General features: G+C 72.5%; 22 protein-coding genes and 1 tRNA gene. 14 read left to right on the top strand and 9 right to left on the bottom strand.

Annotation, left to right across the window (positions count from 1 at the left end):
• Positions 1 to 336, top strand: a 336-nt coding sequence (locus tag LX83_RS30220; RefSeq protein WP_253777481.1) for an IS110 family transposase, incomplete at its 5' end; no start/stop codon positions are given.
• 79 nt (positions 337 to 415) lie between these two features.
• On the opposite strand, the gene LX83_RS30215 is transcribed toward LX83_RS30220, so the two are convergent.
• Positions 416 to 1,984, bottom strand: a complete 1,569-nt coding sequence (locus LX83_RS30215; protein ID WP_253777479.1) for an AlkA N-terminal domain-containing protein — start codon at positions 1,982 to 1,984, stop codon at positions 416 to 418.
• A 189-nt stretch (positions 1,985 to 2,173) separates the two neighbouring features.
• On the opposite strand from LX83_RS30215, the gene LX83_RS30210 reads away from it, so the two are divergent.
• Positions 2,174 to 3,088: an isocitrate lyase/PEP mutase family protein gene (locus LX83_RS30210; RefSeq protein ID WP_253777477.1), complete on the top strand. Its 915-nt coding sequence runs from the start codon at positions 2,174 to 2,176 to the stop codon at positions 3,086 to 3,088.
• A 214-nt stretch (positions 3,089 to 3,302) separates the two neighbouring features.
• Here LX83_RS30210 and LX83_RS30205 read toward each other — a convergent pair whose 3' ends face one another.
• The 4 genes from LX83_RS30205 to LX83_RS30190 all read right to left on the bottom strand — a co-directional run bounded on the left by LX83_RS30205 (position 3,303) and on the right by LX83_RS30190 (position 7,419).
• Positions 3,303 to 3,575 (bottom strand): S1 RNA-binding domain-containing protein, encoded by a 273-nt coding sequence (locus LX83_RS30205; RefSeq protein WP_253777475.1) that lies wholly within the window; start codon positions 3,573 to 3,575, stop codon positions 3,303 to 3,305.
• 218 nt (positions 3,576 to 3,793) lie between these two features.
• Positions 3,794 to 4,657, bottom strand: coding sequence for a DNA-formamidopyrimidine glycosylase family protein (locus LX83_RS30200; protein WP_253777473.1), 864 nt, complete (start codon positions 4,655 to 4,657; stop codon positions 3,794 to 3,796).
• Positions 4,658 to 4,745: 88 nt separating this feature from the next.
• Positions 4,746 to 5,186 (bottom strand): DUF983 domain-containing protein, encoded by a 441-nt coding sequence (locus LX83_RS30195; RefSeq protein WP_253777471.1) that lies wholly within the window; start codon positions 5,184 to 5,186, stop codon positions 4,746 to 4,748.
• Between the two features lie 412 nt (positions 5,187 to 5,598).
• The gene (locus LX83_RS30190) at positions 5,599 to 7,419 is read right to left on the bottom strand and encodes a sigma-70 family RNA polymerase sigma factor (protein WP_253777469.1); all 1,821 of its coding nucleotides are present in this window, start codon (positions 7,417 to 7,419) and stop codon (positions 5,599 to 5,601) included.
• A gap of 269 nt (positions 7,420 to 7,688) precedes the next feature.
• On the opposite strand from LX83_RS30190, the gene LX83_RS30185 reads away from it, so the two are divergent.
• The 4 genes from LX83_RS30185 (at position 7,689) to LX83_RS30170 (ending at position 9,987) form a co-directional block, all read left to right on the top strand.
• Positions 7,689 to 8,099 (top strand): DUF7674 family protein, encoded by a 411-nt coding sequence (locus tag LX83_RS30185; protein WP_253777467.1) that lies wholly within the window; start codon positions 7,689 to 7,691, stop codon positions 8,097 to 8,099.
• A gap of 46 nt (positions 8,100 to 8,145) precedes the next feature.
• Positions 8,146 to 8,221 (top strand) — tRNA-Gly (locus tag LX83_RS30180).
• Between the two features lie 186 nt (positions 8,222 to 8,407).
• A complete protein-coding gene (locus LX83_RS30175) occupies positions 8,408 to 9,223 on the top strand; it encodes a class I SAM-dependent methyltransferase (RefSeq protein WP_253777465.1) in 816 nt (271 codons plus the stop codon).
• Between the two features lie 158 nt (positions 9,224 to 9,381).
• Positions 9,382 to 9,987, top strand: coding sequence for a lytic polysaccharide monooxygenase auxiliary activity family 9 protein (locus LX83_RS30170; protein ID WP_253777463.1), 606 nt, complete (start codon positions 9,382 to 9,384; stop codon positions 9,985 to 9,987).
• Positions 9,988 to 10,081: 94 nt separating this feature from the next.
• Here LX83_RS30170 and LX83_RS30165 read toward each other — a convergent pair whose 3' ends face one another.
• The gene (locus LX83_RS30165) at positions 10,082 to 10,846 is read right to left on the bottom strand and encodes a class I SAM-dependent methyltransferase (RefSeq protein ID WP_253777461.1); all 765 of its coding nucleotides are present in this window, start codon (positions 10,844 to 10,846) and stop codon (positions 10,082 to 10,084) included.
• 90 nt (positions 10,847 to 10,936) lie between these two features.
• Between LX83_RS30165 and LX83_RS30160 the strand changes: the two genes are divergently transcribed.
• The 3 genes from LX83_RS30160 (at position 10,937) to LX83_RS30150 (ending at position 14,129) form a co-directional block, all read left to right on the top strand.
• Positions 10,937 to 11,752, top strand: a complete 816-nt coding sequence (locus LX83_RS30160; RefSeq protein ID WP_253777459.1) for an MBL fold metallo-hydrolase — start codon at positions 10,937 to 10,939, stop codon at positions 11,750 to 11,752.
• 99 nt (positions 11,753 to 11,851) lie between these two features.
• Positions 11,852 to 12,571 (top strand): SGNH/GDSL hydrolase family protein, encoded by a 720-nt coding sequence (locus LX83_RS30155; protein WP_253777457.1) that lies wholly within the window; start codon positions 11,852 to 11,854, stop codon positions 12,569 to 12,571.
• A gap of 271 nt (positions 12,572 to 12,842) precedes the next feature.
• Positions 12,843 to 14,129, top strand: coding sequence for an alpha/beta hydrolase family protein (locus tag LX83_RS30150; RefSeq protein WP_253777455.1), 1,287 nt, complete (start codon positions 12,843 to 12,845; stop codon positions 14,127 to 14,129).
• 117 nt (positions 14,130 to 14,246) lie between these two features.
• On the opposite strand, the gene LX83_RS30145 is transcribed toward LX83_RS30150, so the two are convergent.
• Positions 14,247 to 14,876: a hypothetical protein gene (locus tag LX83_RS30145; RefSeq protein ID WP_253777453.1), complete on the bottom strand. Its 630-nt coding sequence runs from the start codon at positions 14,874 to 14,876 to the stop codon at positions 14,247 to 14,249.
• A gap of 125 nt (positions 14,877 to 15,001) precedes the next feature.
• Between LX83_RS30145 and LX83_RS38540 the strand changes: the two genes are divergently transcribed.
• The gene (locus LX83_RS38540; protein WP_253777451.1) at positions 15,002 to 15,262 is read left to right on the top strand and encodes a type II toxin-antitoxin system YoeB family toxin; all 261 of its coding nucleotides are present in this window, start codon (positions 15,002 to 15,004) and stop codon (positions 15,260 to 15,262) included.
• Between the two features lie 17 nt (positions 15,263 to 15,279).
• Here LX83_RS38540 and LX83_RS30135 read toward each other — a convergent pair whose 3' ends face one another.
• Complete coding sequence (locus LX83_RS30135) at positions 15,280 to 15,489, bottom strand: hypothetical protein (RefSeq protein WP_253777449.1); 210 nt, start codon at positions 15,487 to 15,489, stop codon at positions 15,280 to 15,282.
• A 16-nt stretch (positions 15,490 to 15,505) separates the two neighbouring features.
• Entirely contained in the window at positions 15,506 to 16,189 is a 684-nt protein-coding gene (gene msrA, locus LX83_RS30130) for a peptide-methionine (S)-S-oxide reductase MsrA (protein WP_253777447.1), read from the bottom strand.
• Positions 16,190 to 16,343: 154 nt separating this feature from the next.
• On the opposite strand from msrA, the gene LX83_RS30125 reads away from it, so the two are divergent.
• The 4 genes from LX83_RS30125 to LX83_RS30110 all read left to right on the top strand — a co-directional run bounded on the left by LX83_RS30125 (position 16,344) and on the right by LX83_RS30110 (position 25,264).
• Positions 16,344 to 17,681, top strand: coding sequence for an SHOCT domain-containing protein (locus LX83_RS30125; RefSeq protein WP_253777445.1), 1,338 nt, complete (start codon positions 16,344 to 16,346; stop codon positions 17,679 to 17,681).
• The gene (locus LX83_RS30120; protein ID WP_253777443.1) at positions 17,674 to 21,540 is read left to right on the top strand and encodes an FkbM family methyltransferase; all 3,867 of its coding nucleotides are present in this window, start codon (positions 17,674 to 17,676) and stop codon (positions 21,538 to 21,540) included. The genes LX83_RS30125 and LX83_RS30120 overlap by 8 nt, the downstream gene beginning before the upstream one ends.
• 193 nt (positions 21,541 to 21,733) lie before the next feature.
• Positions 21,734 to 24,385: an acyltransferase family protein gene (locus LX83_RS30115; RefSeq protein WP_253777441.1), complete on the top strand. Its 2,652-nt coding sequence runs from the start codon at positions 21,734 to 21,736 to the stop codon at positions 24,383 to 24,385.
• 504 nt (positions 24,386 to 24,889) lie between these two features.
• The gene (locus LX83_RS30110; RefSeq protein ID WP_253777439.1) at positions 24,890 to 25,264 is read left to right on the top strand and encodes a hypothetical protein; all 375 of its coding nucleotides are present in this window, start codon (positions 24,890 to 24,892) and stop codon (positions 25,262 to 25,264) included.
• Positions 25,265 to 25,271 lie beyond the last annotated feature (7 nt).

Genomic DNA, 25,271 nt, shown 5'->3' with positions numbered 1-25,271 from the left:
ACCGTCGGCGAGCACCCCGACCGGCTACACTCCCAGGCCGCGTTCGCCTGCCTGACCGGAGTCGCCCCCGTGGACGCCAGCAGCGGCAAACACGAGCACCACCGACTCTCCCGCGCCGGCGACCGCCAAGCCAACGCCGCGCTCTACCGCGTGGTCATCGTCCGCCTGGCCCACCACCAACCCACCCGTGCTTATCTGGCCGCACGCCTGCGACCAGGCACCAAGATGACCAAGAAACACCTCATCCGCTGCCTCAAACGCTACCTGGCACGAGAGATCTATCCCCGCCTCATGGCCGACCTCGCCGCCCTTCACGACCCCCAACCCACGACTTGACAGCTATAGGAGCATCTCGGGGGGTTTGCAAAGTCGACTCGCGCGGGGGTGAACGCGGGGGTGAAGTTGAAGCCGCTGGTCAGGGGGTGGGGAGGTAGTTGATGGGGTGGGTGCCGGTGGCCCACAGGTACTGCACGGCGTAGGCGCGCCAGGGCCGCCACGCGGTGGCGTGGTCGGCCAGCGCCCTCGGCGTGGTGGGCAGGCCCAGGGCCCTGGCTGCCGCGCGGATGCCCAGATCGGTGGGCACGAACGCGTCCGGGTCGCCCAGTGCCCGCATGGCGATGGTCTCCACGGTCCACGGACCGAACCCGGGCAGCGCGGCGAGTTGGGCGCGCGTCCGCTCCCAGTCACCGCCCACCCCCAGATCGATCTCGCCGCTGGCCAGGTTGGCGACCAGGGTGGTGAGCGTGGTGCGGCGGGACCGCGGGAACGCGAGCGCGTCCGGGTCCAGCTCGGTGAGCGCCGCCGGCTCGGGGAACAGGTGGGTGAGCCCGCCGCCCTGGTCGTTGACGGGCTCGCCGTGCGCGGCCACCAGTCGGGCGGCGTGCGTGCGCGCCGCGGCCGTGGACACCTGCTGCCCGAGCACCGCCCGCACCGCGAACTCCGCGCCGTCGACCGTCCTGGGCACCCGGCGACCGGGGAGCTTGTCCACCAGTTCGGTGAGCACGGGGTCGGCGCGCAGCACGTCGTCCACGGCGACCGGGTCGGCGTCCAGATCCAGCAGCCAACGGCACCGGCTGATCGCGATGGACAGGTCACGCAGGTCGGTGAGGGTCAGCTGGCAGCCGATGTGGTCGGGCAGCGGCCGGAGTTCGACAATGCCCGGCCCGTGCGGCAGGCGCAGGGTGCGGCGGTAGGCACCGTGCCGCCACTCCTCCACCCCGGGCACGGCGGTCGCCGCGAGGTGCCCGAACAGGTTGTCGGGGCACAGCGGTGCCCGGAACGGCAGCCGCAGCGACAGCGTTCCCGAGGCCAGCGGCGCCCCGGTCGACGTCGCGACCGACCCCGCTGTCGACCCCGCCGTCGACCCCGCCGCCGAACCCGACCCGCCGGGTACCGCGGCCACCGCCGCGGCCGGCCGTCCCCTGGCGACGCGGTTGCGCAGCTCGGTCGGGGACAGGCCGAACACCACGCGCACGGTCTCGTTGAAACTGCGGATGCTGGCGAATCCGGCGGCGAAGGCGACCTCGCTCATGGGCAGGGCGGTGGTCTCGATCAACACCCGGGCGGTCTGCGCCCGCTGCGCCCTGGCCAGGGCGAGTGGCCCGGCACCCAGCTCGGCGAGCAGCTGCCGTTCGATCTGCCGGGTGCTGTAGCCCAGGCGGGCGGCCAGCCCGGGAACGCCGTCCCGGTCCACGACCCCGTCGGCGATCAGCCGCATGGCCCTGGCCACCAGGTCGGCGCGGTCGTTCCACTGCGGCGAGCCGGGGCTGGCGTCGGGCCGGCACCGCTTGCACGCGCGGAAGCCGGCCTGCTGGGCGGCTGCCGCACTGGGGTAGAACCGCATGTTCGCCGGTTTGGGCGGCACCACCGGGCAGCTCGGCCGGCAGTAGATGCGGGTGGTGATCACCGCAGTGAAGAACCAGCCGTCAAAGCGGGCGTCCTTGGACTGCACGGCGCGCACGCACCGCTCCACGTCGTCATGCACCGTGGCAGCATCGCCCGTGGTGGCAGGGCCGCGCCAGCAGGAAACCGACATCATCCCCGCCGCCGCACCCCTGCCCCACCGGTCGCCCGCCGCCGCGTCGCGCACCACATCGCCCGGCGCCCCGGGGCGACCGGCGGTGATGTCGGATTTCCGCCAGACCCCGGTGTCCTCGGCTGCTGGGATCTGCTCATGACGAGCACACCACCGGCCCCGACGACCGCCCAGCACCGGGCACTCCAGGACAAGGCGCTGCTGTTCCACTCCCTGCACACCTCCGGCCAGGTGCTGGCCCTGCCCAACGCCTGGGACGTGGCCAGTGCCCTGCTCGTGCAGCAGGCCGGGGCGAGCGCGGTCGCGACCACCAGTGCCGGGGTGGCCTGGAGCCTGGGCGCGGCCGACGGCGACCACCTCGACCGCGACCGCGCGCTGGACCTGGTGGCCCGCATCGCCTCGGCGGTCAGCGTGCCGGTCACCGCGGACATCGAGCGCGGTTTCGCGGCCACCCCCGACGGGGTCGCCGACACGATCCGCGGTGTCCTCGCGGCCGGGGCCGTGGGCGTCAACCTGGAGGACAGCGTCGACGTCGTGGACGAGCAGACCGGCCAGGCCACCGGGCGGGGGCTGCGCGCGGCCGGTGAGCAGGCCGACCGGATCGCCGCGGCCAGGCAGGCCGCGGACGCGGCCGGGGTGCGGCTGTTCATCAACGCGCGGGTGGACACCTACCTCCTCGGTGTGGGCGAGACCCCCGAACTCCGGTTCGCGGAGACCGTCGACCGGGCCGCCGCGTACCTGCGGGCCGGTGCCAACGGGATCTTCGTGCCGGGCGTCGTCGACCCGGCGACCGTGGCCGACCTGGTCAAGCAGGTGGCGGCACCGTTGAACGTGCTGGCCGGGCCGGGCGCGCCCGCGGTGCCTGATCTGGCCGCGCTCGGCGTGGCGCGGGTCAGCCTGGGGTCGGGAATCGCCGAGGCCGCCTACGCGGTGGCGCGCCGCAGCGCCGAGGAGATGCTGCGGACGGGCACCTACACCGCACTGGCCGAGGCCGCCGAGGCACACGTCGACTACGGCCAGTTGAACGCGCTCGAATACGGTCTCGGGAATTGACGGAAACCGGCCGAGCCCGCGTGGAACAAGCCGGAAGAACACGCGACCACAAACACCTCGACCGCAAACACCGCAGCCGCGAAAACCGCAGCCAAGAAAACCGCAGGCGTGCACGCCGAGGATGAAATCACCACGGCCACCGGCCGCACTCCGGTGCGCATGCCCCACTGATGGGGTGTTGGGGGCAGATCCACCCTGCCCCCAACACCCGTCATCACGCCGACTTCAGGCTCAGCCGTCGCCGTTCGACGTCAACGCTGTCGATGCTGACCGAGATGCTCGCCCCGGACTCCGGCCGAGCAGCCCAGGACCACTGCGGGAGCAGCCCCTGGATCCCGGGCGCCACCTCGACGAACGCACCGAAGGGCAGCACCTTGGTCACGCGTCCGGTCAGCACTCCACCGGTGCCGTGCGCTCCGATGAAGCTCTGCCACGCGGACCGGGAAACGCCCCGGCCTGACTGTGCTGACTGCGCTGACTGCGCCATTCAATCACCTTCTTCCCGCTGCGCACACGCGAACTCCGCTTTCCGGAAATGGGTTCGCAGCGGTGGGCGGGCCCCTGGCCCGCCGGGTGATCACGGCACAGCCGGGTAACTTTCCTGGTAATGGCTCAGGGCCGACCCGGCAGTCACCCGAACAAAGTAACAGGGCACCGCGGCCCGATCAACCACCATCGTGAACGGAATCCCCACCGCACGCGCGGTCATTTCAGCAACCGGGACATTCGGCGGTCGGCGAGCAGTCGGCCACCGGTCTGGCAGGTGGGGCAGTACTGGAAGGAGCGGTCGGCGAAGGACACCTCGCGGACCAGGTCACCGCACACCGGGCAGGGCAGGCCGGTGCGGCCGTGGACCCGCAGCCCGGCGCGCTTCTCCCCCTTCAGCCTGGCGGCGTGCTGGCCCACCGACCGGCGGACCGCCGCCACGAGCACCGCGTGCACAGCCTCGGCCAGGCGGTCCAACGCGTCGGCGTCGAGTTTGCCGACCGTGGCGTAGGGCGACAGCCGCGCGGTGTGCATGATCTCGTCGGAGTAGGCGTTGCCCACGCCGGCGATCAGGCTCTGGTCGGTCAGCGCCGTCTTCAGCCGCTCGGTGCGCCCGGCGAACAGCGCGGCCAGTGCCGCCCGGTCCACGGTGAGCGCGTCCGGCCCCAGCCGCGCGATGCCGGCCACCTCGGTCGGCTCGGCCACGACCCAGACGGCCAGGTCCTTCTTGGTGCCGGCCTCGGTCAGGTCGAAGCCAGGCCCCTCACCCGGTGACCCCAGGTGCACCCGCATGGCCAGTGGGCCCCGGCCCTGGCGGGGCGGGGTGGCGGCGAGAGTGTCGGACCAGCGCAGCCAGCCGGCTCTGGCCAGGTGCACGATCAGGTGCAGGTCACCCAGGACCACGTCGAGGAACTTGCCGTGCCGATCCGCGTCGGTCACCGCCCGGCCGTGCAGTTCGGTCCACGGCGGCTGGACCGTTTTGAGCACGGTCAGCGAGGCCAGGTCCACCCTGGTGACGGTGCGCCCCACGGCGTTTTCCCGCAGGTGGTGCGCGAGCGCCTCGACTTCGGGCAGTTCAGGCACACGCCCAGTGTCACCCGGCCCACCTGGTCGGGCGACCCGACGACGCGGTCCCCGTTCGGATCAACCGGCGTCGCCGTGGTGGTTCTGATCAGTCGACCGGGTGCAGCGGTCCCTCGATGTCGGGCAGCGAGTAGACCTCGATGTTCCTGGCCACCTTGCGGGTTTCCTGCCGTGCCGTGAGGATGCCGCGGACCTGGCCCACCCAGAGTTCCGGTGGGTGCTGCGGGTCGTTGTCACCTCGGGTCTCGGCCACCAGCGTCCACGGCCGGCGCACCGCCCACCTGGCCGGGAAGAACAGGAACACCAGCACCAGGGCCAGCACGAACCAGGCGGGCACCACGACCTGTTCGGGTGTCCAGGCGACCAGGATGGCGCCCAGCGCGAGGACCACGAGCAGCAGCACGGTACCCGGGGTGTTGCCGCCGCTCACGTCGTGTTCGAAGTCGTCGGCCACAGCGGGATTGCGCCACTGGACTCGGGTCCGCACGGTCCACAGCCGACCGTCCGCACCACGCGCGAGTCGCGTCACCACCGCCTCCTCAGATCCGGGACGTGTCCACCAGGTTGTGTGCCGCCGTTGGGGTTCGCCGATCGCTCGGGTCACTCGTGGTCCGGTCGTCCGCGCGGTGTTCCCGCTGGCCCGAGCCGTCACCGGCACGCCCCGAGCGGTCACCGAGCGTGCCCTCAACGGTACCGTTTTCCGGCCGGGTTCGGGAGGCGTGAACGGGGTGAGTTGATCTCGGCGACACGGATCACGGCCACCCCGGTTCACCCGATCGGCGCGGAGTTGTCCACAGCCCGCGCCAGTTGTCCACAGGCAACGCGCGCCAATACCGCCCGCACACCGGCCGCGATTAGGCTGGAGCCGGGGTCGCCCCCCCCTGGGAGGGCGGGGGTGTGTGCGCAGGTCAGCACGGGTGTAACCGCCCCGGTGGCCGGGGTTACCGGGGTGGTGCGTCGGTGGGGGTCGGGGTGGTGGCTGGCGTCGCGGTGGTGGTGACCGACTCCACCGTGGTGACCGACTCCACCGTGGTGGTCGGCGTCGGGGTGGGGGCCGAGGGGTGGTCGGGGGCCAGCACCGGCGTGGCCGATGCCGACGTGGGTTCCATCGGTGCCGTGGTCGGCGCGGGAGTGGTGTCCGGTGGTGCGCCGGTCAGCGCCGGCTGGGTCGCTTCGGTTTCGGCGCGCTGGTCACCGTCGGTGGTCCCGGTGGTCGGCGTGGTCGTCTCGGCCGCGGTCGGCTCCTCGCTCACCCGCACCAGGCTGCCGTTGCTCTGGCTCGGGCCGAACACGGCGCCGCTCTCGCTGGGCCGCAGCAGGGAGCTGCTGGTGTCCACGCCCCCGGTGGCCTCGCTCCCCGGTCCGGACGTGGTCGTCAGACCCACCGGCAGCACCCCCGCGGCGCCGGTCGGGCCGACCGGGCCGGCCTCGTCCCCGCTCCACCCACCGGCCGGTGCCGGTCGGCTGCCCTGGCGGTTGTCGCGCCGCGCCGACCGGCTGCTGGGCGTCGCCGCGGCCGTCTCGTCGGCTAACGGCTCGCACAGCCATTCGGTGAGGTCGCGCACGGTCTGGTCCGGCTGCAGCAGCGCGATGCCCGGCGCGCCGTCGGTCACCACGCCAACGCCCACGCCGAGCACGCCGACCGCGCCCACGGACGCCGCGCTGATCGCGAGCTTGACCCGGCCGGCCACCAGCGCGCCCTTGCCCGCCGCCACGGCGCCCTTGCCGGCGGCCGCCACCACGGCCCCGCTCCCGCCCGCCGGTGCCGCGGCCAGCAGGTGTTGACCGGCCAGCGCGCCCACCGACACCGCGATCAGCCCGGCGTAGGAGCGCAGGGTGGCGCACACGTCCCGCAGTTCGGCGTGCAGCTCCCGGCAGTCCGGGCAGCCGGCGATGTGCTCCTGGATGCGCCGGGCCTCGGCGCCGCGCACCCCGCCAGCGGTGAACGCGCCGAGCTTGGTCACCACCGAGCGGCAGGACTGGCCGGTGCGGTCGCTGGCCAGGTGCGCCTGGAGGTAGGCGGCGCGCAGTCCGGCGCGGGCCCGCTTGGCCAGCGCGGCCACGGCGTTGGCGCTCAGCCCCAGGTGCGCGCCGACCGCGGCGGGCCGCTCGCCCTGCACCTCGACCTGCCACAGCACGTGCCGCCACCGCTCCGGCAGGCTGCTGAACGCCTCGGTGATCAACGCGTGGTCGGCGCGCTGACCGGTGTGGTCGCCGACCGGTTCGATGCGCCGGCCCAGCTCGGTGTCCTCGACCGGCAGTTCCCGCCGCCGGTTCCACCACTCCAGCGCCACCCGGCGGGCCACGGTGAGCAGGTAGGTGCGCACGTGCTCGGTGGGGCCCCGGCCGCGGCGCACGGCCTGGAGCACGCGGAAGAACGTCTCCGCGGTGAGGTCGTCGGCCTCGGCCGGGGAGTTCAGCGAGCGCGCCGCGTACCTGCGCACCGAGTCGGCGTGGCGGGAGAACAGCTCGGTGAAGGCCGCGGCCTCGTCGGTGCGCAGCCGTTCGAGCAGTTCCCGGTCGGGCAGGTTCTGGTCTGCGGGGTTCTGGTCTGCGGGGTTCTGGTCAGGAGGGTTCCGGTCGGGCAGGCCCCGGTCTGGGTGGCGCTCGACGGGCTGCCGGTCGACCAGGCCCGGGTCGGGGCGGGCGCCGCCGGTGCGCCCCCACCGGGTCACGGCCCGGTCGACTGCCCACCCGTTGACGACATCGTGGGTTCGCGGGCCCGGGTCGGGCAGCGGAAAGCGGGAAGCGTCGTCGACCATCCGGTCCGGCCCCCTCCTCACCACACCGAGTGCGCGGCGCGGCCGCGCGCTCCGCTGCCCACGATGCCACATCCACCGCGGCTTCCCGGATGAAACAATTCACTTGCCGGCAAGGCATTCCCCCTTGCACCGCACGGGTCGGGGCCGGAACTGTCGGTACGTCGCACAGTCAGAGCATGATCACTGCGGGTGACGCAACGATCACAAGCTGACATCAGCTCGTGTGCGTCCCGCGGCCGGCGCATGATCACTGGTTAGCCTCATGTCTCGTGACTGAGTGGCGCGGTAAGGCACTCGCCCAGTTCCCGGAGTTGCGGGAGCTGGTGGAGCGTGAGTCGTGGTCCTGCCACGTCTTCCTGTTCGAACTGCGCCACCTCGCCATGGAGGCGCACCGGACCGCCGACACCGAGGCGCTGACCCGGGTCTACGACTTCGCCCGGTGGTGCCTGGAGCAGCCGGGACAGTTCCTCTCCAACGCCGCGGTGGTCAGCTTCTACGTGCACGTGTTCGACGACTGGGAGCTGCGCCACGAGGTGGTCAGGTGGGTGCCGGCGCGGATCGCCGAGCGGGTTCGGCCGCTGTGGGAGTGGCGCCTGTCCAGCGAGCGGTTGGCCGAGGTCGACCGGCTGCTCGCGGCACCCACCCCCCCTGAGTGCACCCCCCCTGGCGGGGTCGGTTAGTATGGTTCCTGCATCGCGGGCGATCAGCTGATTGATCGCGAGGCAGGCGGACGTAGCGCAGTTGGTAGCGCATCACCTTGCCAAGGTGAGGGTCGCGGGTTCGAGTCCCGTCGTCCGCTCCACCACTTCGTTCCGGTGTTTCAGCCCCGCTGTCTGTCGGGGTTTCCGGAATTCACGCCAGATTGGCAGTTCACGCCAGATTCGCACCGACCGACTAGTTTCGGTCATGTCCACGCCACCAGACGTGTCCTGGCCGCCCGCGCTCCTCGTGACGCCGGTGGTCGCGCACGCCGAGCCCAGGTAAGGCCATGACCGACAAGGTGAAGCTGTCAGCCGAGCAGGAGCCGCTGCTCGTTCCGGTGTACTCCCGCGTGCTGGCCACCCGCAAGCAGCTCGGGGGCGTGGTGGACCCCAAGGCCGAGGAGATCGTCCAGGCGATCGACTACGACTTCGGCCAGCTCGACAGCGCGCACGGGATCATGGAGGCGGCGGTGCGGGCCGCCCTGCACGACCGGTGGGTGCGGGCGTTCCTCCGCGACCACCCGGACGGCACCGTGGTGGAGGTCGGCGCCGGCCTGAGCACCCGGTTCGAGCGGGTGGCCAAGCCGGTCACGCACTGGGTGAACGTGGACCAGCTCGACGCGATCGGGCTGCGCAAGGTGTTCTTCACCGAGTCGGACCGCAGGCACACCGTGGCCAGCGCGCTGTGCGACGAGTACTGGCTGCCGATCGTCGCCCGGCATCCCGGGCCCCACCTGTTCGTCGTGGCGGAAGCGCTCCAGCCACTGTCCGAAGTGGACGTCCGCACCGTGCTGGGTCGGCTCGCCGCGTCCTTTCCCGGCGCGCTGCTGGCCATCGACACGGTGCGCGAGGCGCCGGCCGGCTGGTCCTGCCCGGACCCGCGCGAGCTGACCGACTGGGGGCTGGGGCTGCGGCTGGTGGAGACGCGCACGGCCACCGAGGTGCCGGCCGACCTGGACCCGCCGCTGCTGCCCCGGTTCCGCCGGTCGCTGCGCTGGGCCGGTTCCATCGCCCGCAAGGCCGCGACCTCGGTCCGGCTCAACCTGTTCGAGGTCGCCGGGTCGGCGGGGCTGGCCGGGCCGGGCCGGTCGAGCCGGGGCTGACCACGTCGAAAACCTGGGGACTCCGCCAGTTGGACCTTCGGAGGTCTAGACCAAATTGACGGCAGCGCGCCGCGCGATGTTCGGCCGGCCGGTGCTGTCCGACCAGGCCGGCGAGTCAGTAGCTTCGATCCCAGCCGCCCTGTCTGGAAGGAGCAAAGATGCTCAAGAAGCAGTTCAAACGGGCGTTCGGAGTTCTCGTGCTGGGCCTGATCCCCCTGGCGCTCTCCGTCCTGACGGCTGGCACGGCTCAGGCCCACGGCTACACCCAGAACCCGACCAGCCGTGCCTACTTCTGCAAGCTCGGCACGGCCACCAACTGCGGCAGCATCCAGTGGGAGCCGCAGAGCGTCGAGGGCCCCAAGGGCTTCCCCAACTCGGGCCCGGCCGACGGCAAGCTGTGCAGTGCCGGCGTGGGCTCGTTCGCGCCGCTCGACGACCCCCGCAACGGCACGTGGCCGACCACGAAGCTGACCAGCGGCGCTGGCTACACGTTCACCTGGACGCTCACCGCGCCGCACGCCACCTCGTCGTTCCGCTACTACATCACCAAGAACGGCTGGAACCCGAGCGCACCGCTGACCCGCGCGCAGTTGGAGACCACGCCGTTCCTGACGGTCAACATGAACGGCCAGCGGCCGGGCTACACCGTCTCGCACCCCGGCACGCTGCCGGCGGGCAAGAGCGGCCGGCACCTGATCTTCAGCGTCTGGGACATCGCCGACACCGGCAACGCCTTCTACCAGTGCGCTGACGTCACCTTCTGATCACACCCGGTCCGCCTGACCGGTTCCGGTCGCCCGTGGACCCGGGCCCCGGCGTGGGAACGCGCCGGGGCCCGGTGGCGTGGGTGGCCCTCGGTCAGGGCGCGGTGGGTGCGGTCGGGGTGGTGGGTGCGGCCGGGGTGGTGGCGGGCCGGATCGCCCTGATCCACAGGTGGTACGGCAGCCGGTAGGGGACTCCGCTGGCGGCGACGGCCACCGGCTCGCGCAGTGACTCGATGAGCAGGCCGGCGGCTTCCAGCGCCTGGCTGTAGGCGCTGAGCGGGTAGGCCCAGCCGCGGAACACCATGCGCATGCCGTCCCGTTCGGCCTCGTCCTCGAACCGCCGCCGGTCGAAGTAGGTGCCCTCGATGACCAGCCGCGCGTTCGGGCCGGTGCCGTCGAACCGGCCGGCCTCGGTCATCGGGTGGGTGACGGCAAGGCACAGCCGGCCGCCCGGGACGAGCACCCGGGCGCTCTCCCGCACCGCACCGGGCATGTCCGCCACGTCCATCAGGCTGTTGTAGGCCACCACCAGGTCGAACCGCTCGGCGGGGAACGGCAGGTCGGCCGCGTCGGCCAGCCGGTAGTCACCGGCCGGGTGCGCCTGCCTGGCCGCGGCCACCAGGGTGCGCGCCGCGTCCACGCCGACCACGTGGTGGCCGAGTTCGGCCAGGTCGCGGGAGACCCGGCCCTCGCCGCAGCCCAGGTCCAGGGTGGCGCGGCCGGGCGCGGGCAGGAACTCCAGGAACTCGGCGCGGTAGCGCCAGTAGGAGTCGAGGTCCGGCTTGCGCGCCCAGGCGATCCAGTTGCGCGCCTGTTCCTCCCAGTCCGCTCCCACGGCGAGCGGCGTGTCCTCACTCATCTGCGCTTCCCCTCCGAACTCCTCAACGGTGGATCAAAATGCGGTAATCTGCATACTTATGCAGAGGAACTGTGGCGCGGTGCCGGTGGGGTGGGCAGTGCCGTGGACCTGATCACCCTGGGCAGTGCCACCCCCTACCCTCGGCCTGGCCGGCCCTGCTCGGGCTACCTGCTGGCGCACCAGGACACCCGGGTGTGGCTGGACGCGGGCACCGGCACGCTGGCCGCGCTGCAGGCGCACACCGCGGTTGACCGGCTGGCCGCGATCTGGATCTCCCACCTGCACGCCGACCACTGCGCCGACCTGCTCACCGCGTTCTACGCGCTGCGCTACGCCGACCTGGCCCCGGCCGCGCCCATCCCGCTGTACGGGCCGGCCGGGCTGGCCGACCGGCTGGCGCACTTCCTGTCCAACAGCGGGCGCAGCCCGATCGAGGAGGCGTTCGAGGTCCACGAGCTGCGCGACGGCCACGTCGCGAAGATCGGCGGCCTGCGCCTGGTCACGCACGCGGTGGCGCACGGCATGCCCGCGTTCGGCGTGCGGGTCGACGACGGCCGGCACAGCATGGCGTTCTCCGGTGACAGCGGCCCCTGCCCTGGCCTTGACCGGCTGGCCAGCGGCGTCGACCTGCTGCTGTGCGAGGCGGACAGCGCGGACAGCGCGGACGCCGCGGCCGGGGAGCCGGCCGTGCACCTCACCCCGGAGCAGGCCGGCCAGCTCGCCACCCGCGCCGGGGCGGGCCGGCTGGTGCTCACCCACGTCGGCCCGTTCCTGACGCCGGCCCAGGCGGTGGCGCGCGCCGGTGCCCACTACGCCGGCCCGATCCACCACGCGGCGCCGGGCTCGCGCTTCCCCGTGGGCGCGGGGTCGACCGGCACCGGAGAATGCCCCGAACGGCCCGACTGAACCGGTTGAGCGACCAAGATCCACCTGTTTCAATCGTGGTGGGCGCGCTGGTAGGTCCGGCCACCGCTGTCCGGACCCCGACCTGAGAGCGGACCAACCGTGGCGAAACAGGCTGTCATCTCCGGCTTTCTCGCACTCCTGACCATGATGTTCACCGTTGCGGCGGCGCCGGCACCGGCGTCCGGCCAGCCGGTGTCCCCGCAGGCCGCACCCACCAGGATCATGCCGCTGGGCGACTCGATCACCGGGTCGCCGGGGTGCTGGCGGGCGCTGCTGTGGAACCAGTTGCAGGCCAGCGGGCACACCAACATCGACTTCGTCGGCACGCTGGGGCCGCAGGGCTGCGGCGTGGCCCACGACGGCGACAACGAGGGCCACGGCGGTTACCTGGTCACCCAGGTCGCCAACCAGAACCAGCTGCCCGGCTGGCTGGCCGCGACCCGCCCGCACGTGGTGCTCATGCACTTCGGCACCAACGACGTGTGGAGCAACATCGCCACCAGCACGATCCTCGCCGCCTACGGCACGCTGGTCGACCAGATGCGGGCCAGTGACCCGACCATGCGGATCCTGGTGGCCCAGATCCTGCCGATGACGCCCAGCAGCTGCTCGGCGTGCGCGCAGCGGGTGGTGGACCTCAACCGGGCGATTCCGGGCTGGGCCAGTGCCAAGTCCACGGCGCGGTCGCCGATCACCGTGGTGGACCAGTGGACCGGGTTCAACACCGCCTCGGACACCTACGACGGCGTGCACCCGAACAGCTCCGGCGACCAGAAGATGGCCAACCGGTGGTTCCCGGCGCTGGCCGCGCAGCTGTGACACGGCCGCGACTCACCAGGTCGACCGGTTAGCGGGGGTGCGACTGATCCCCCGCTCGGCACGCATCCCCGACCGAGGGGTGTCGGGTGGGGTGGTCTCCGGCATGGGGTTCCTTCCTCGGGGCAGTCGGCCAGGCTAACGACGCCCCGCCGGCCCGCACAACGGACGTGGTCCCGGACCCGCGCACCTAGGGGCCGGCCCGGTCGAACCAGGGACGGGGGCGGGTTTCTTCCCGATCACGCCGGCCGCCGCCGTCCCTAGCGTCGGTGGCATGGACATCTCCCCTTCCCGCCCCACCCGCCGCAGCCTGCTCGCCGGCCTGGTCGCCGCCGGCCTGGTCCTGCCCCTGGCCGCCACCCCCACCGCGGCCGCCACCCCGGCCGGGTCGGGACGCGCCGCCAACACCGGGGGCACCGGGCCGGTCGGCTTCGCCCTGCCGGAGCCCACCGGCTGGCACGGCGTCGGCACCACCGAACTGCACCTGGTCGACCACGACCGCCAGGACCCGTGGGTGGCCGACCGGGTCAGGGAGCTGGTGGTCAGCGTCTGGTACCCGACCAGGGCGCGCACCGGCCCACGCGCGCCCTGGCTGCCACCGGGTGCCGCCGCCGTCGTCGACCAGGCCAACGCCGGGCAGCTCGGCCTGTCCCCCGGACGGATCGACTACGGCTCGGCCACGCACGGCCTGGTCGGTGTCCCGGCCGAGACGCGGGCCGGCGGGTGGCCCGTGGTGCTCTACTCCCCCGGTGCCGAGCAGACCCGGGCCGACGGCACCAGCATGGTCGAGGAGCTGGTCAGCCGCGGCTACGTGGTGGTCACTGTGGACCACCCGCACGAGGCCAGGGCGGTCGAGTTCCCCGGCGGCCGGGTCGAGCTGGGCGCGCTGCCGCCGAGCAGCCCGGACGTGCTGCGCACCATGATCGCCACCCGGGTCGCCGACACCCGGTTCGTGCTGGACCAGCTGACCGTGCTGGCCGGCGGCGGCAACCCCGACGCCCAGCGGCGCGCCCTGCCCGCCGGACTGGGCCGGGCGCTGAACCTGTCCTCGGTGGGCATGTTCGGCCACTCCGCTGGCGGCTTCACCGCGGCCGAGACCATGCTGGTCGACGACCGGATCGACGCCGGCGTGGACCTGGACGGCAGCATGATGTACAGCCGGTCGGCCGGGCTGTACGGCGAGGTGGCCACCCGGGGGCTGGACCGGCCGTTCCTGCTGATGGGCGCGGGCAGCCACAGCCACCTCAACCCCGACCAGGCCGACCCGTCGTGGCCGGAGTTCTGGCGCAACCAGCGCGGCTGGAAGCTGGACCTGAACATCGCCGAGGGCGAGCACTTCAGCTACACCGACTACCAGGCGATCCTGCCGAGGCTGGCCGAGCGGCTGGACATCCCCGAGGAGCGGATCACGCCGGTGATCGGCACGGTCAACCGCGACCGGATCGTGGCCAGTCAACGCGCCTACCTGACCGCGTTCTTCGACCAGCACCTGCGCGGCCTGCCGCAGCGGCTGCTCACCGGCCCGTCGCCGGCACACCCGGACGTCACCTTCGTGTCCTGACGCGATGCCCCACCCCTGCTTGCCCCGGACCGCGCTGCCGGACATGGGCTGCCCCGGACCGGGTCGGGTGCGGGGCAGCCGTGCCCTCGGCCGGGTCAGCGGCCGAGGGCGGTCGGGTTAGGCGGCCGGACCAGGCAGTGCGGCGGCGTTCCAGTGCGCGGTGAACGCCGCGGCCTCGCCGGCCAGCCACGCGTCCAGCCGGGCCCGTTTGCGGTTGCGGATCACCCGGAACGGCTGGGCCCGCCGCACGTCGATGACCAGCGGAATCCCCCCGGGCAGCAGCAGCGGCATGGCCTGCTCCAGCAGCCGCAGCGCCACCAGCGCGCCGTCCGGGGTCAGCGGCTGCTCCTTGAAGTAGAGGAAGGTCGCCAGCAGGGTGCCGTCGGCCTCCCGCAGCCCCAGGTGCGGGTTGATCCGGACCTCCAGGTCGCCGCAGGCCCACCGCGCCTGCCCGACGTCGACCACGTGCGGCCGCCAGCGTTCGACCAGGCGCAGCCAGCCGTCGGCGATCGCCTGGTAGTGCGGCTGCTGCACCGGCCGGGCCTGGTCGACCAGGGCGGCCAGGGCCCGTTCGTCCTGGTCGGTGGAGCGGCCGACCCGGATGGCGTTGGCCGGCCGCCGGTAGAAGCTGTAGGCGTGGGGTTCGGGGTTGTCGTACAGCCGCCGCTGCTGCTGCACGGTGTTCATGCGGGTGGACCCGCTGCCGGCGCTGAAGTAGACGAAGGTGGGTAACGAGATAGCGGGCACCGGTGGCCTCCATGCGTGTCTCGTTGTAACTGATGCAACCGCGTCCGCGCCTGGGCGCGCACAGTCGAGCGCCGAGACCACGCCCCCGGCGGCCCGCGTGATCCACTCTTGCGCCACCGGTTAGGGTGAGGTGCCACGCCCACCCCGGACATGCTCTCGACCTGGACAAAACCCCAGGTCAACCGGGTCCTGGGACGCTTCTGATCGTAGCCGGCACCCCTGACAGTTCCGGCCCATCCGCCAACACCGTTACCGACCGGAAAGCCCAGTTGGTTCGGGCCACGACCGGACCCCTGCCCCGCATAACCGACGAACACAGGCTCGTTTATCGGATCTCTGGTGACGAGATCCGTATCGCTGCCTGCCGCTACCACTACGGCAGATAGCCCGATCCTCGCAGGTTCTACTCGTCATCCGCTGTCTCGGCAAGCGGTTCTCGCGTGTGTCCGAAGGCAGCCAGGACATCGTCGAACGACGATCGGCGTCCGCTGTCGCTGACCATGCGCGAGTGCACGAGCACGGGATCGCGCAGGTCAGCGATGACCTCCTTGATCTCGGTCAGCGGGTTGGCGTCGGTGCCGCCGAGTGGGCGGGCATCGCGGTGATCAACCACGGACAGACCATAATGATCAGCCGCTGCTCGATGGTGGCACGGTCGCGCCGAGGCCGACCGGGCAGCTCACGCCGGTGCCGCCCAGGCCGCAGTAGCCGTTGGGGTTCTTGGCGTCGGAGAGGTACTGCTGGTGGTAGTCCTCGGCGTAGAAGAACTCGCGCAGCGGGGCCAGTTCGGTGGTGATGCGGCCGTGGCCGGCGGCGGTCAGGGCGCGCTGGTAGGCGTCGCGGCTGGCCTCGGCCACGCGCTGCTGCTCGGCCGAGTCGTAGTAGATGGCCGACCGGTACTGGGTGCCCACGTCCGCGCCCTGGCGCATGCCCTGGGTCGGGTCGTGGCCCTCCCAGAACACGGCCAGCAGGTCGGCGTAGGACAGCGCGGTCGGGTCGAACACCACCAGCACCACCTCGGCGTGCCCGGTCAGCCCGGTGCACACCTCTTCATAGGTGGGGTTCGGGGTGTGACCTCCGGCATAGCCCACCGCGGTCGACCACACGCCCCCGGTCTGCCAGAAGCGGCGTTCCGCACCCCAGAAACACCCCATACCGACCACGGCGGTGCGCATCCCCTCGGGGAACGGCGGAACGATTCGTCGATCTGGGTGCACGGCGTGCCACTCTGGTACCACGATGGGACGCGTGCGGCCGGGCAGTGCGTCGGCGGCATCTACCATCAGCGTCTTGTCTCGCCCGAACAAGGCCATGAGGCCAATGTACGTGTGGCGTGCGAGCCGGTTCCGCCATCGAGATCGCAAGAGGTCACGAGTTGACAGGTGTTAGCACTCAGCTCTTACACCTTCGGCACAATGTGCGGGTCTCCACGCCACCGCGGAGACCCTTTGGGAAGGGGGTGCCAGGGTGACCTGGCAAGACGAGCTGCAGAAGTTGGACGAGGAGCTCGCCTCAGGACGGATTTCCGCCGACGACTACCGCAGGCGGCGGGATGAGGTCCTCGCCCAGGCATCCGGGGCACCGGCACCTGGTCAGCCCGGGCCGCAGGCCCAGCCCGCGCAGCAGGGCCAGCCGGCCGCGGGGCCGTTCCCGCCACCGTTCCGGTGGGAGTCCGGCCCGCCCGAGGCGACCCAGGTCGTCCAGCCGGGCCAGGTGGGACAGCCCGGTCAGGTGGGACAGCCCGCCGCCGGCCAGCCCCAGCAGGGCCCCTCGCCCGAGGCGACCCAGGTGGTCCGGCCCGGTCAGGTCGGCCCGCAGGTGGGGCCGGCGCCGGGTGAGGCCACCCAGGTGGTGCGGCCCGGCCAGGTCGGCCCGGCCGACGCCGACCGCACCCAGGTGGTGCCCGGTGGCATGCCCCCCGGACAGTTCCCCGGCGCGCCCGGTCAGGACGCCGACCGCACCCAGGTGGTGCCGGGTCAGGGCGGCCAGTACCCCGGCCAGTTCCCGGTGCAGATGTTCCCGGCGCAGCCGCCCACCGGCCCGAACTGGCAGCAGCAGCCGCAGCAGGACGCGCCGCCGTGGGGCTCGACCGACCTGCCCTCGCTGGACCTGGGCAACGCCTGGGGCGTCAAGCAGGGCCCCGAGGTCTTCGACGACACCGGTGGCGGCGGCAAGGCCGGCAAGATCATCGGTGTGGTGGTGGCCGTGGTGCTGCTCGCCGGCATCGCGTTCGGCGCCTACATGCTGTGGGGCCGAGGCGACGGCGAGCCCTCGGCCGGCGGTGACACCAGCCCCACCACCAGCTCGGCGCCGCACACCATGTCCTCGACCAAGCCGGCCGACCCGCTGGCCGTCGGCAAGCTGCCCGGCACCGTCAACGAGCGCAAGGACATCACCGCGTTCGACTCGGTGCCCGGGCTGAACTACCTGACCCAGGACGAGATCACCGCCTACACCGACTGCGGTGCCGGCAAGACCAAGCTGGCGTCCACCAGCATGGGCGAGGGCTTCGACGGCGCGCTGCTGCTGGTGCAGGTCACCGACAACGCCGCGGCCAAGACCGCGGCCGAGCAGCTCGCCCAGATCCAGGTGACCAACGGCATGCAGCTGGTGTCCAGCGTGCAGGGCGTGAACGTCACCCAGGTCGACGCCAAGGACGGCAACCCGGCCCGCATCCGCGGCCACTACGCCAGCGGCAAGGCCGTGGTCCGGGTCGACGTGACCGGCCCCGACCTGGCCGCCACCCAGCAGAAGTTCACCGAGATGCTCCAGGCCCAGCTAGAGGTGCTGCCCGTCAATGAGTGAGCCAACGGACGCGGTCGCCTGGCCCGACGAGGCGGACCCGAGCAGAGTCGCGGCCGGGGCGAGTGCGCTGGCCTGCACCGTGGTCGCCGGCAACTACCTGCCGGCGGCCCGGGTGCTGGCCCGCTCCTACCTGGAGCACCACCCGGACCACGAGTTCGTCATCGCCGTGATCGACGCGCCCCGCGACGCCCCGCGCGACGAGGAGGGCTACCGGATCGTCGGTCCGGAGGCGTTCGGCATCGACGAGACCGACTACCTGCGGATGGCCACCGCCTACTCGGTGACCGAGCTGGCCACCGCGGTCAAGCCCTACCTGCTGCGCCGGTTGCGCGCGCAGGCCGACGTGGTCATCTACCTGGACCCGGACATGCGGGTGTTCGCGCCCATGGCCGAACTGGTGGACCTGGCCGTCGAGCACCAGATCGTGCTGGTGCCGCACTTCCTCAACCCGCTGCCCCGGGACGGCCGGGAGCCGGACGAGGCCGTGATCATGGGCACCGGCATCTTCAACCTCGGGTTCATCGCGGTGGGCCCGGGCGCCGAGGACTTCCTGGACTTCTGGGCCGACCGGCTGCGCCAGGACGCGATCGTCGCGCCCGAGCAGCAGCTGTTCACCGACCAGCGCTGGGTGGACCAGGTGCCCGCGCTGTTCCCGCACACCGTGCTGCGCGACCCCGGCTACGACGTGGCCTACTGGAACGTGCACGAGCGGCCGATCGACCGCGCCGAGGACGGCACGGTCACCGCGGGCGGGGTGCCGCTGCGCTTCTTCCACTTCAGCGGCTACCGGCCGGAGAAGCCGTGGCTGCTCAGCTACCACTGCGCGCGCAAGCCGAGGGTGCTGCTGTCCGAGCACCCCGAGCTGCGCCGGATCTGCGACGAGTACGGCAGGGCGCTGCAGGACGCCGGCTACCGCAGGAGCCTGGACGACATCCCGTACGGGTTCAACGCGCTGGCCGACGGCACCAAGCTGACGCCGAGGATGCGCCGGCTGTACCGGGACGCGTGGGTGCGCGCGGAGAAGGCGATCGCCGAGCGGGCCGGCAGCGAGCGGCCCGGCCGGGGTGAGGACGAGCAGATCCCGCCGCCGGCGTTCGGCCCGGACCGGGGTGCGGCGTTCCGCGCCTGGCTCACCTCGCCGAGCACCCAGGCGCAGGCGTCGGCCGGGCTGAACCGGCTGGTCATGTCGGTCTGGGACAGCCGCGTCGACCTGCGGATGGCCTTCCCGCAGCCGTGTGGCGCGGACGCGGAGAACTTCCGCCACTGGTGCCGCAACTCCGGTCCGGCCGAGGGCATGCTGCCGGAGTGGGCGCTGCCGGTGGAGCCGGAGGCGGACCTGCGCGACCCCGAGGACACCTTCGGCGTGAACATCCTCGGCTACCTGACCGCCGAGCTGGGGCTCGGCGAGATGGGCCGGATCGTGCACGACGCCATCCAGCAGGCGGGCGTGCCGGTGGTGTCGGTGGTCGAGGAGAAGTCGCTGTCCAACCGCACCGGCGTGGACCGGCCGGACACGGTGGGCCGGCCCCGCTTCCCGGTGAGCCTGCTGGCGGTGAACGCCGACCAGACCCAGGTGGTGTTGGACAACCACCCCGAGGTCGGCCACCACCGCTACCGGATCGGCCTGTGGGCGTGGGAGCTTGAGGACTTCCCCGAGTGGCTGCACAACGCGTTCGGCCTGGTCGACGAGGTGTGGACGGTCAGCGAGTTCTGCCGGACGGCCATCGCGCGGCACTCGTCGGTGCCGGTGAAGACCATCCCGGTGCCGGTGCGCGACCCGGGCGAGCACGAGCCGCCCAGCCGGGAGCCCGGCCAGCCCGTGCAGTTCCTGTTCGCGTTCGACTTCAACAGCGTGGGCCAGCGCAAGAACCCGTGGGGCGCGGTCACCGCGTTCCAGCGCGCCTTCCCCGACCGGGACGACGTCCGGCTGGTGATCAAGGCGATCAACGGCCGGCTGCACCCGCACGCGGCCGAGCGGCTGCGCGTGCTGGTCGCCGACGACCCCCGCATCGAGCTGCTTGAGCACTACCTGAGCGCGGCCGAGCTGCACGAGCTGTACGCGCGCAGCAGCTGCTACGTGTCGCTGCACCGCAGCGAGGGGTTCGGGCTGACCGTGGCCGAGGCCATGGCCAGGGCCATGCCGGTGATCTCCACGAACTACTCCAGCACCACCGAGTTCCTCGACCACACCACGGGCTGGCCGGTGCCCTACCGGATGACCCCGGTCGGTGAGGGCAACGACCCGTACCACAAGGGCGCGGTGTGGGCCGATCCCGACCTGGACGCGGCTGCGCGGGCCATGCGCGAGGTCGCGGACAACCCGGTGGAGGCGGCCCGGCGCGGGCGCGCGGCCCGCCGGCACATCCTGCGCACCCGGCCGATGACCATCGCGGCCGAGTGGATGCGGGAGCAGCTGGAGGCGGCCTACCAGACGTGGCGGCAGCGGCAGGCCGGCGCGGCGGCGAGCCCGGCGGACACCGATCCGCTGCGGCCGTTGCGGCACAGCCGGGAGGCCCTGCGCTGGCGGCCGGAGGTGGAGGCGTCCTCGCGCACCCCGCTGGCGCCGGCGCTGCGCCGGGCGGTGCTGCGCGTGATCGACCACTACGACGTGCACCAGCGCAAGGTGATGGGCACGCTGGTCGACGGCGTGGAAGGCACCCTGGGTCAGCTGGTGGCCCGGCTGGAGTCGGTGGAGGCCGCGCTGGGCGAGGCCCAGTCGGCGGCCACCCGCAGCCGGCGCTTCGCCACCGACCTGGCGGCGCTGCGGGAGACCGTGGACGAGCTGTGCCACCAGGCGCCCGGCACCGAGCTGGCCCTGCGCAACCTGGAGCGGGACGTGGCCGACCTGCGGGTCAGCGTGCACGACGTGCACGGCGAGCAGGCCGCGCTGGCCGCCCGGCTGGACGGCAAGCTGGACTCGCTGCTGGCCAGGCTGGAGAGCGGCGAGAAGAAGACCTTCGAGATGTTCGTGGAGCGCGACCGCAGGTCCGACGCGGACGAGCACACGCTCCAGCAGGTCAAGCGGGACGTGATCGCGGTGCACGAGGCGGCGCGGCTGCGGCACGCGCCGGTGCCGGCCGACGCCGAGGTGGTGGTGTGCGACGCGGGCACGCTGCTGCTGCCCAGGGACAACGTGGTGGCGCCGTGGCTGGCCTACCACCGGTCCTGGGAGACCAGCGAGGCCGACCTGATGGCCGAGCTGATGGCCGGCCGCTCCGGCACGTTCCTGGACGTGGGCGCGCACGTCGGCTACCACACGCTCAAGCTGTTCCAGGCGTGCCCCCGGGTGGACCGGGTGGTGGCGGTGGAGGCCAACCCGGTCAACGCCGGCTTCCTGCGCCGCAACCTGGCGGTGAACCTGGACGCGGCCTCGGCCGGGCGGGTGACCGTGCTGGCCCTGGCCGCGTGGGACAGCGACGGCGAGGTCCGGCTGGTGCAGGAGGAGGCCGACAACAGCGGCGACCACCGGGTGCACGCGCAGGTCGGCGACACCGCGGCGGCGGCCGGTGTGGCGGTGCCCGCGGTGCGGCTGGACGGCCTGGCCGAGGTGACCGCGCAGCCGGTCGGCCTGGTCAAGATCGACCTGCAGGGCCGGGACCACCGGGCGCTGGCCGGGCTGGCCGGCGTGCTGGACCGCGACCACCCGGACGTGGTGTGCGAGTTCTGCCCGGAGGCCATCGAGGAACTCGGCGACGACCCCGCGCAGGTGCTGGCCCGCTACCGCGAGTTCGGCTACGTGCCGATGCTGTTGACCGAGGACGGCCCGGCCCGTGGCCGGTACACCGACAACAAGCTGATCCAGCTGGCCAGGAAGGCCGAGACGGGCTTTGTCACCCTGTGGCTGAAGCCGACCGGCTGAGCCGTGGCCACCGGCCGGTGCGCGACCCCGCGTGCCGGCCGGTGGCAGGTCGGTGATCGGCTGGATCCGGTGGAACCCAGAAGCGGCCAACGGCGTCTCATCGGTCCGTTACCCTGCTGAGCAACGTCAGGCTACGACAACCGGCTCACGCGGGCAGTTGCGCAGGAGCCGTGCGGCGGCGGTGTGAAGGGGGTTGGTTCCGCTGGACGGTCGCACTGCCGAGGCGGACGGCCCGTCGATCCCGGTCAAGCAGCGGATCGCCTTCATCGACATCTCCAGGGCCGTCGGCGCCATCCTGGTGTTCTACAGCCACATCGCCGAGCAGTGGGTGGCGAAGCGGCACGACTACGCGCCCTACGTCGAGGTCATCGACGCGTTGACCAGCGACCCCATGCACATGGGGCTGCAGGGCATCGGCCAGATCGCGGTGCCGTTGTTCTTCCTGGTCAGCGGCTTTGTGGTGACCCCGATCGCGATTCGCCAGGGCCAGGCCAAGTTCGCGCTGAACCGGGTGCTGCGGGTGTACCCGCCGATGGTCTTCACCGTGCTGCTGACCGCGCTGGTGCTGTCGCTGGGCATCGACCCGCTGTCCACCGGCCAGTTGCAGACCATCAACCCGCTGACCCTGCTGACCAACTCGCTGCTGGTCAACTACCTGATCTTCCCGCAGGTGGTGCTGGTCGGCGTGGCCTGGACGCTGGTCATCGAGGTCATCTTCTACATCCTGCTCACCCTGCTGCTGCCGGTGTTCCGGCGCGCGGTGTGGCTGGCGCTGGCCATCGAGCTGGTCTTCGTGTTCGCGGTGCTGATGACCCGCAGCCAGTTCGGCAACTCGTACTCGCTGTTCGGGGTGAACGTCAGCTACCTGCCGATCCCGATCATCGGGCAGATCATCTGGGCGTGCTGCGCCAAGAAGATCCCCAACTGGCTGGGCGGGGTCTACCTGGCGCTGTCCTGGGCGCTGTACGTGCTGGCGGACATCGTCGACGTGGGCCGGGTGGACGACTCCTACAACCTGGCGATGGCGTTCGCCGTGCTGTGCTTCCTCACCGGGCTGTTCGCCGAGCCGCTGCTGCGCGAGCGCAAGGTCTGGACGTGGCTGTCCGAACGCAGCTACTCGCTGTACCTGCTGCACGGGCTGATCGCGTTCATCGTGCTGGACCTGCTGCGCCCGGCCGTGCCGCTGCTGTTCGCGATCCCGATCGCGGTGGCGGTCACCTTCGGCGTGGTCGAGCTGAGCTACCGGTGGGTGGAGAAGCCGAGTCACCGGCTGGCCAGGAAGCTGTCCCGGCGGCGGAGCACCCCGGAGTCGCTGGACCAGGCGCCGACCGTGCTGGGCGACGACCCCGCGGGACACGACGACGCCGTCGACCACGAGGGCGCCGAGGACGGCGGTGCCCGGACCGAACACCAGGGCGCCGGGGGCGGTGACCGGGACCGGGACGACGTGGCGACCACCGGTGACCGGCTCGCCGGGCGGCTCGACAGCGAGCGCGACCACCCCGGTGACGCGGGCGACGAGCAGCGGCGGCGGCCACCGGCCACCGGCCAGCGCCGGCGGGCCGGTGCGGACGACGAGTTGGACTCGGCCGCGTTCCTCGCCGCGGAGATGACCGACCAGCTGCCCCTGGTGCGGGTGGCTCCCCGACCGGCCAGACCGGTGGTGGCCCGGCCCGCCCGGCCCGCCGCCCAGCTCGGCCGGCCGCTGCCGCGCCGTACGGGGCCGGCTGACCAGGGCCCCGACGGCCCCGCGCACCCCGCCGACACCAGCGATCGGTCCAACCGGGTGGCCCGGCCGGCTCGACCAGGTCAGTCCGGTCCGTCCGGTCAGGCGGAGCAGACCGCGCTGATCAACCGGCTGGCCGGCCACGCCGATCCGGCCGATCCGGCCGAGCAGACCGCGCTGATCGACCAGGTCGAGGTGGCTGACGAACCGTCCCGCCCCAGCCAGCCGTCCCGCCCCAGTCAGCCGTCCCGGCCGAGTCAGCCGGTGCAGCGCAGTCAGCCGCCGCTCGGCCAACCCGGCCAGCCTGCGCAGCACGGCCAGCCCGGGCAGGGGGTTCGCCCCGGCCCGCCGCCCCGAACCGGTGCGCCCGTCGAACGCGACCCGTCGTCCCGGGTCGGCCCACGCCCGCGGCCCGTGCCCGCTGACCGGCCGGACACCGCACCCGAACCGCCCCCCGGTGAGTCGCCGTGGCTGGCCGAGTCACCGGGTTCCCGGCGGGTGCCGCCGGTGGTGCGCCGGCCCAACCCGACCGCGCCGAACCCGCTCCGGCCGAACCCGACCGGGCCGAACCCCGCTGGGCAGAACCCGCTCGGGCCGAACCCGTCCGGGCCGAACCGGTCGGAGCCGCCGTTATCCGACCCGGACACCGAGCCGCCCGCGTCCACCCGGGTCCGACCGATCGCCTGGCCGGACCCGGCACAGCCCGGGCCACAGCCGCCGGCCGGGGGTGCGGTTGACGCCGACGAGCCCGGGCGGCCCCCGCGCCGCCGCCGGTACCTGCCGTCGGACGCCGACGAGGACACGCGGTTCGTGTCGGCCGAGTCGGGACCGGCCAGGTACCGGGAACCGGAGCGCGGTGACGCCGAGACCGGTTTCGCCGAGACCGGTGACACCGAGCGCGGTGCTGACCAGCGCGGTATCGACCAGCGCGGTGCCGACCAGCGCAGTGCCGACCAGGACGAGGACGAGCAGCCGACCGGGCGGCGCAGCCGGCACCGCCGGGACGGCGACCAGACGGTGACCGTGGCCGCGCTGCTGGCCAACCGGTCCCGGCCGGACGGTGAGCACGGCCGGGGCAGCCGGTCGTCCTCGTCCGGTGGTGAGCCGGGCCGGCGCTAGGCGCCCCACCCCGGAACGGGCGGATGCGGAGGGTGCCCCTCGGCGGTGGCCTTTCCCTTCCGGGCTAACCGCGGTGAGATATCGGGCAGGGCGGCAACCTGGCGGCATCTCCCGGCGTCTGTTACTCAGGTACACCCAAGTGGCTCAGCGACTTGTGGACGAGCCGGAGGACAGCATGTGGCTTCAGCTGAGCATCGTCGCCGTGGCTGGCGTGGGGTTCGTCGTCGGTCTCGCCAGGATGCTGAGATCGACGACGCACCGGAGATCGCCCTGAACCGCAGGGCTGGCCTGCACAAACCACCGGGGCAACCAGGCAGGGTTTGTCGAACTTTTGGTAAAGATCTCGCCCGGGACTCCCAATTCCACGCCGATTTGGGCGACACTGAGGGGCAACGCCATACTTCCAGGGGATCAAGGTCACCCGGATGGCCTAGTAATAGTCGGGGCTTGCGCACTCAGAGTATTGTTTAGACCAACTGGGTGCCTCACAGAGGTAGGTGCGCCGTGGATCTCGCACTGAGCAAGGTCATCGAACTGCGTGAGAGCGGGTTCAAGTTCCTGCACTTGCGCGACGAGGACGGACAGCTCGACCGGATCATGGGCTTCCGCCAGCGCAGGGGGTTCGTGGACTCGATCCTGTTCTGGTCGGAGACACAGGCGCGCGCCGGGCGGCTGCCCGCCATGCGGGACACGTCCCGGCCGGTGCAGGCGGTGTGGATCTACGAGGGCCCCCTGGTCGAGGCGGTGGACCGGTTGCTCGACCTACCGGAGCCCGGCTCCCGGTTCGCGCCCAACCTGCTCAAGCGCACCGCGAGCGACCTGGCCGTGATCAGCACACTGCCGTTCAAGCTGAAGCTGCCACCGGGCGCGATCGCCTGACCCGGCG

The organism is Goodfellowiella coeruleoviolacea, assembly GCF_024171785.1.
GTDB classification, from domain to species: Bacteria; Actinomycetota; Actinomycetes; order Mycobacteriales; family Pseudonocardiaceae; genus Goodfellowiella; species Goodfellowiella coeruleoviolacea.
The sequence above is the reverse complement of the archived record's forward strand: the minus strand, read 5'-3'. Positions and strand labels throughout refer to the sequence as shown.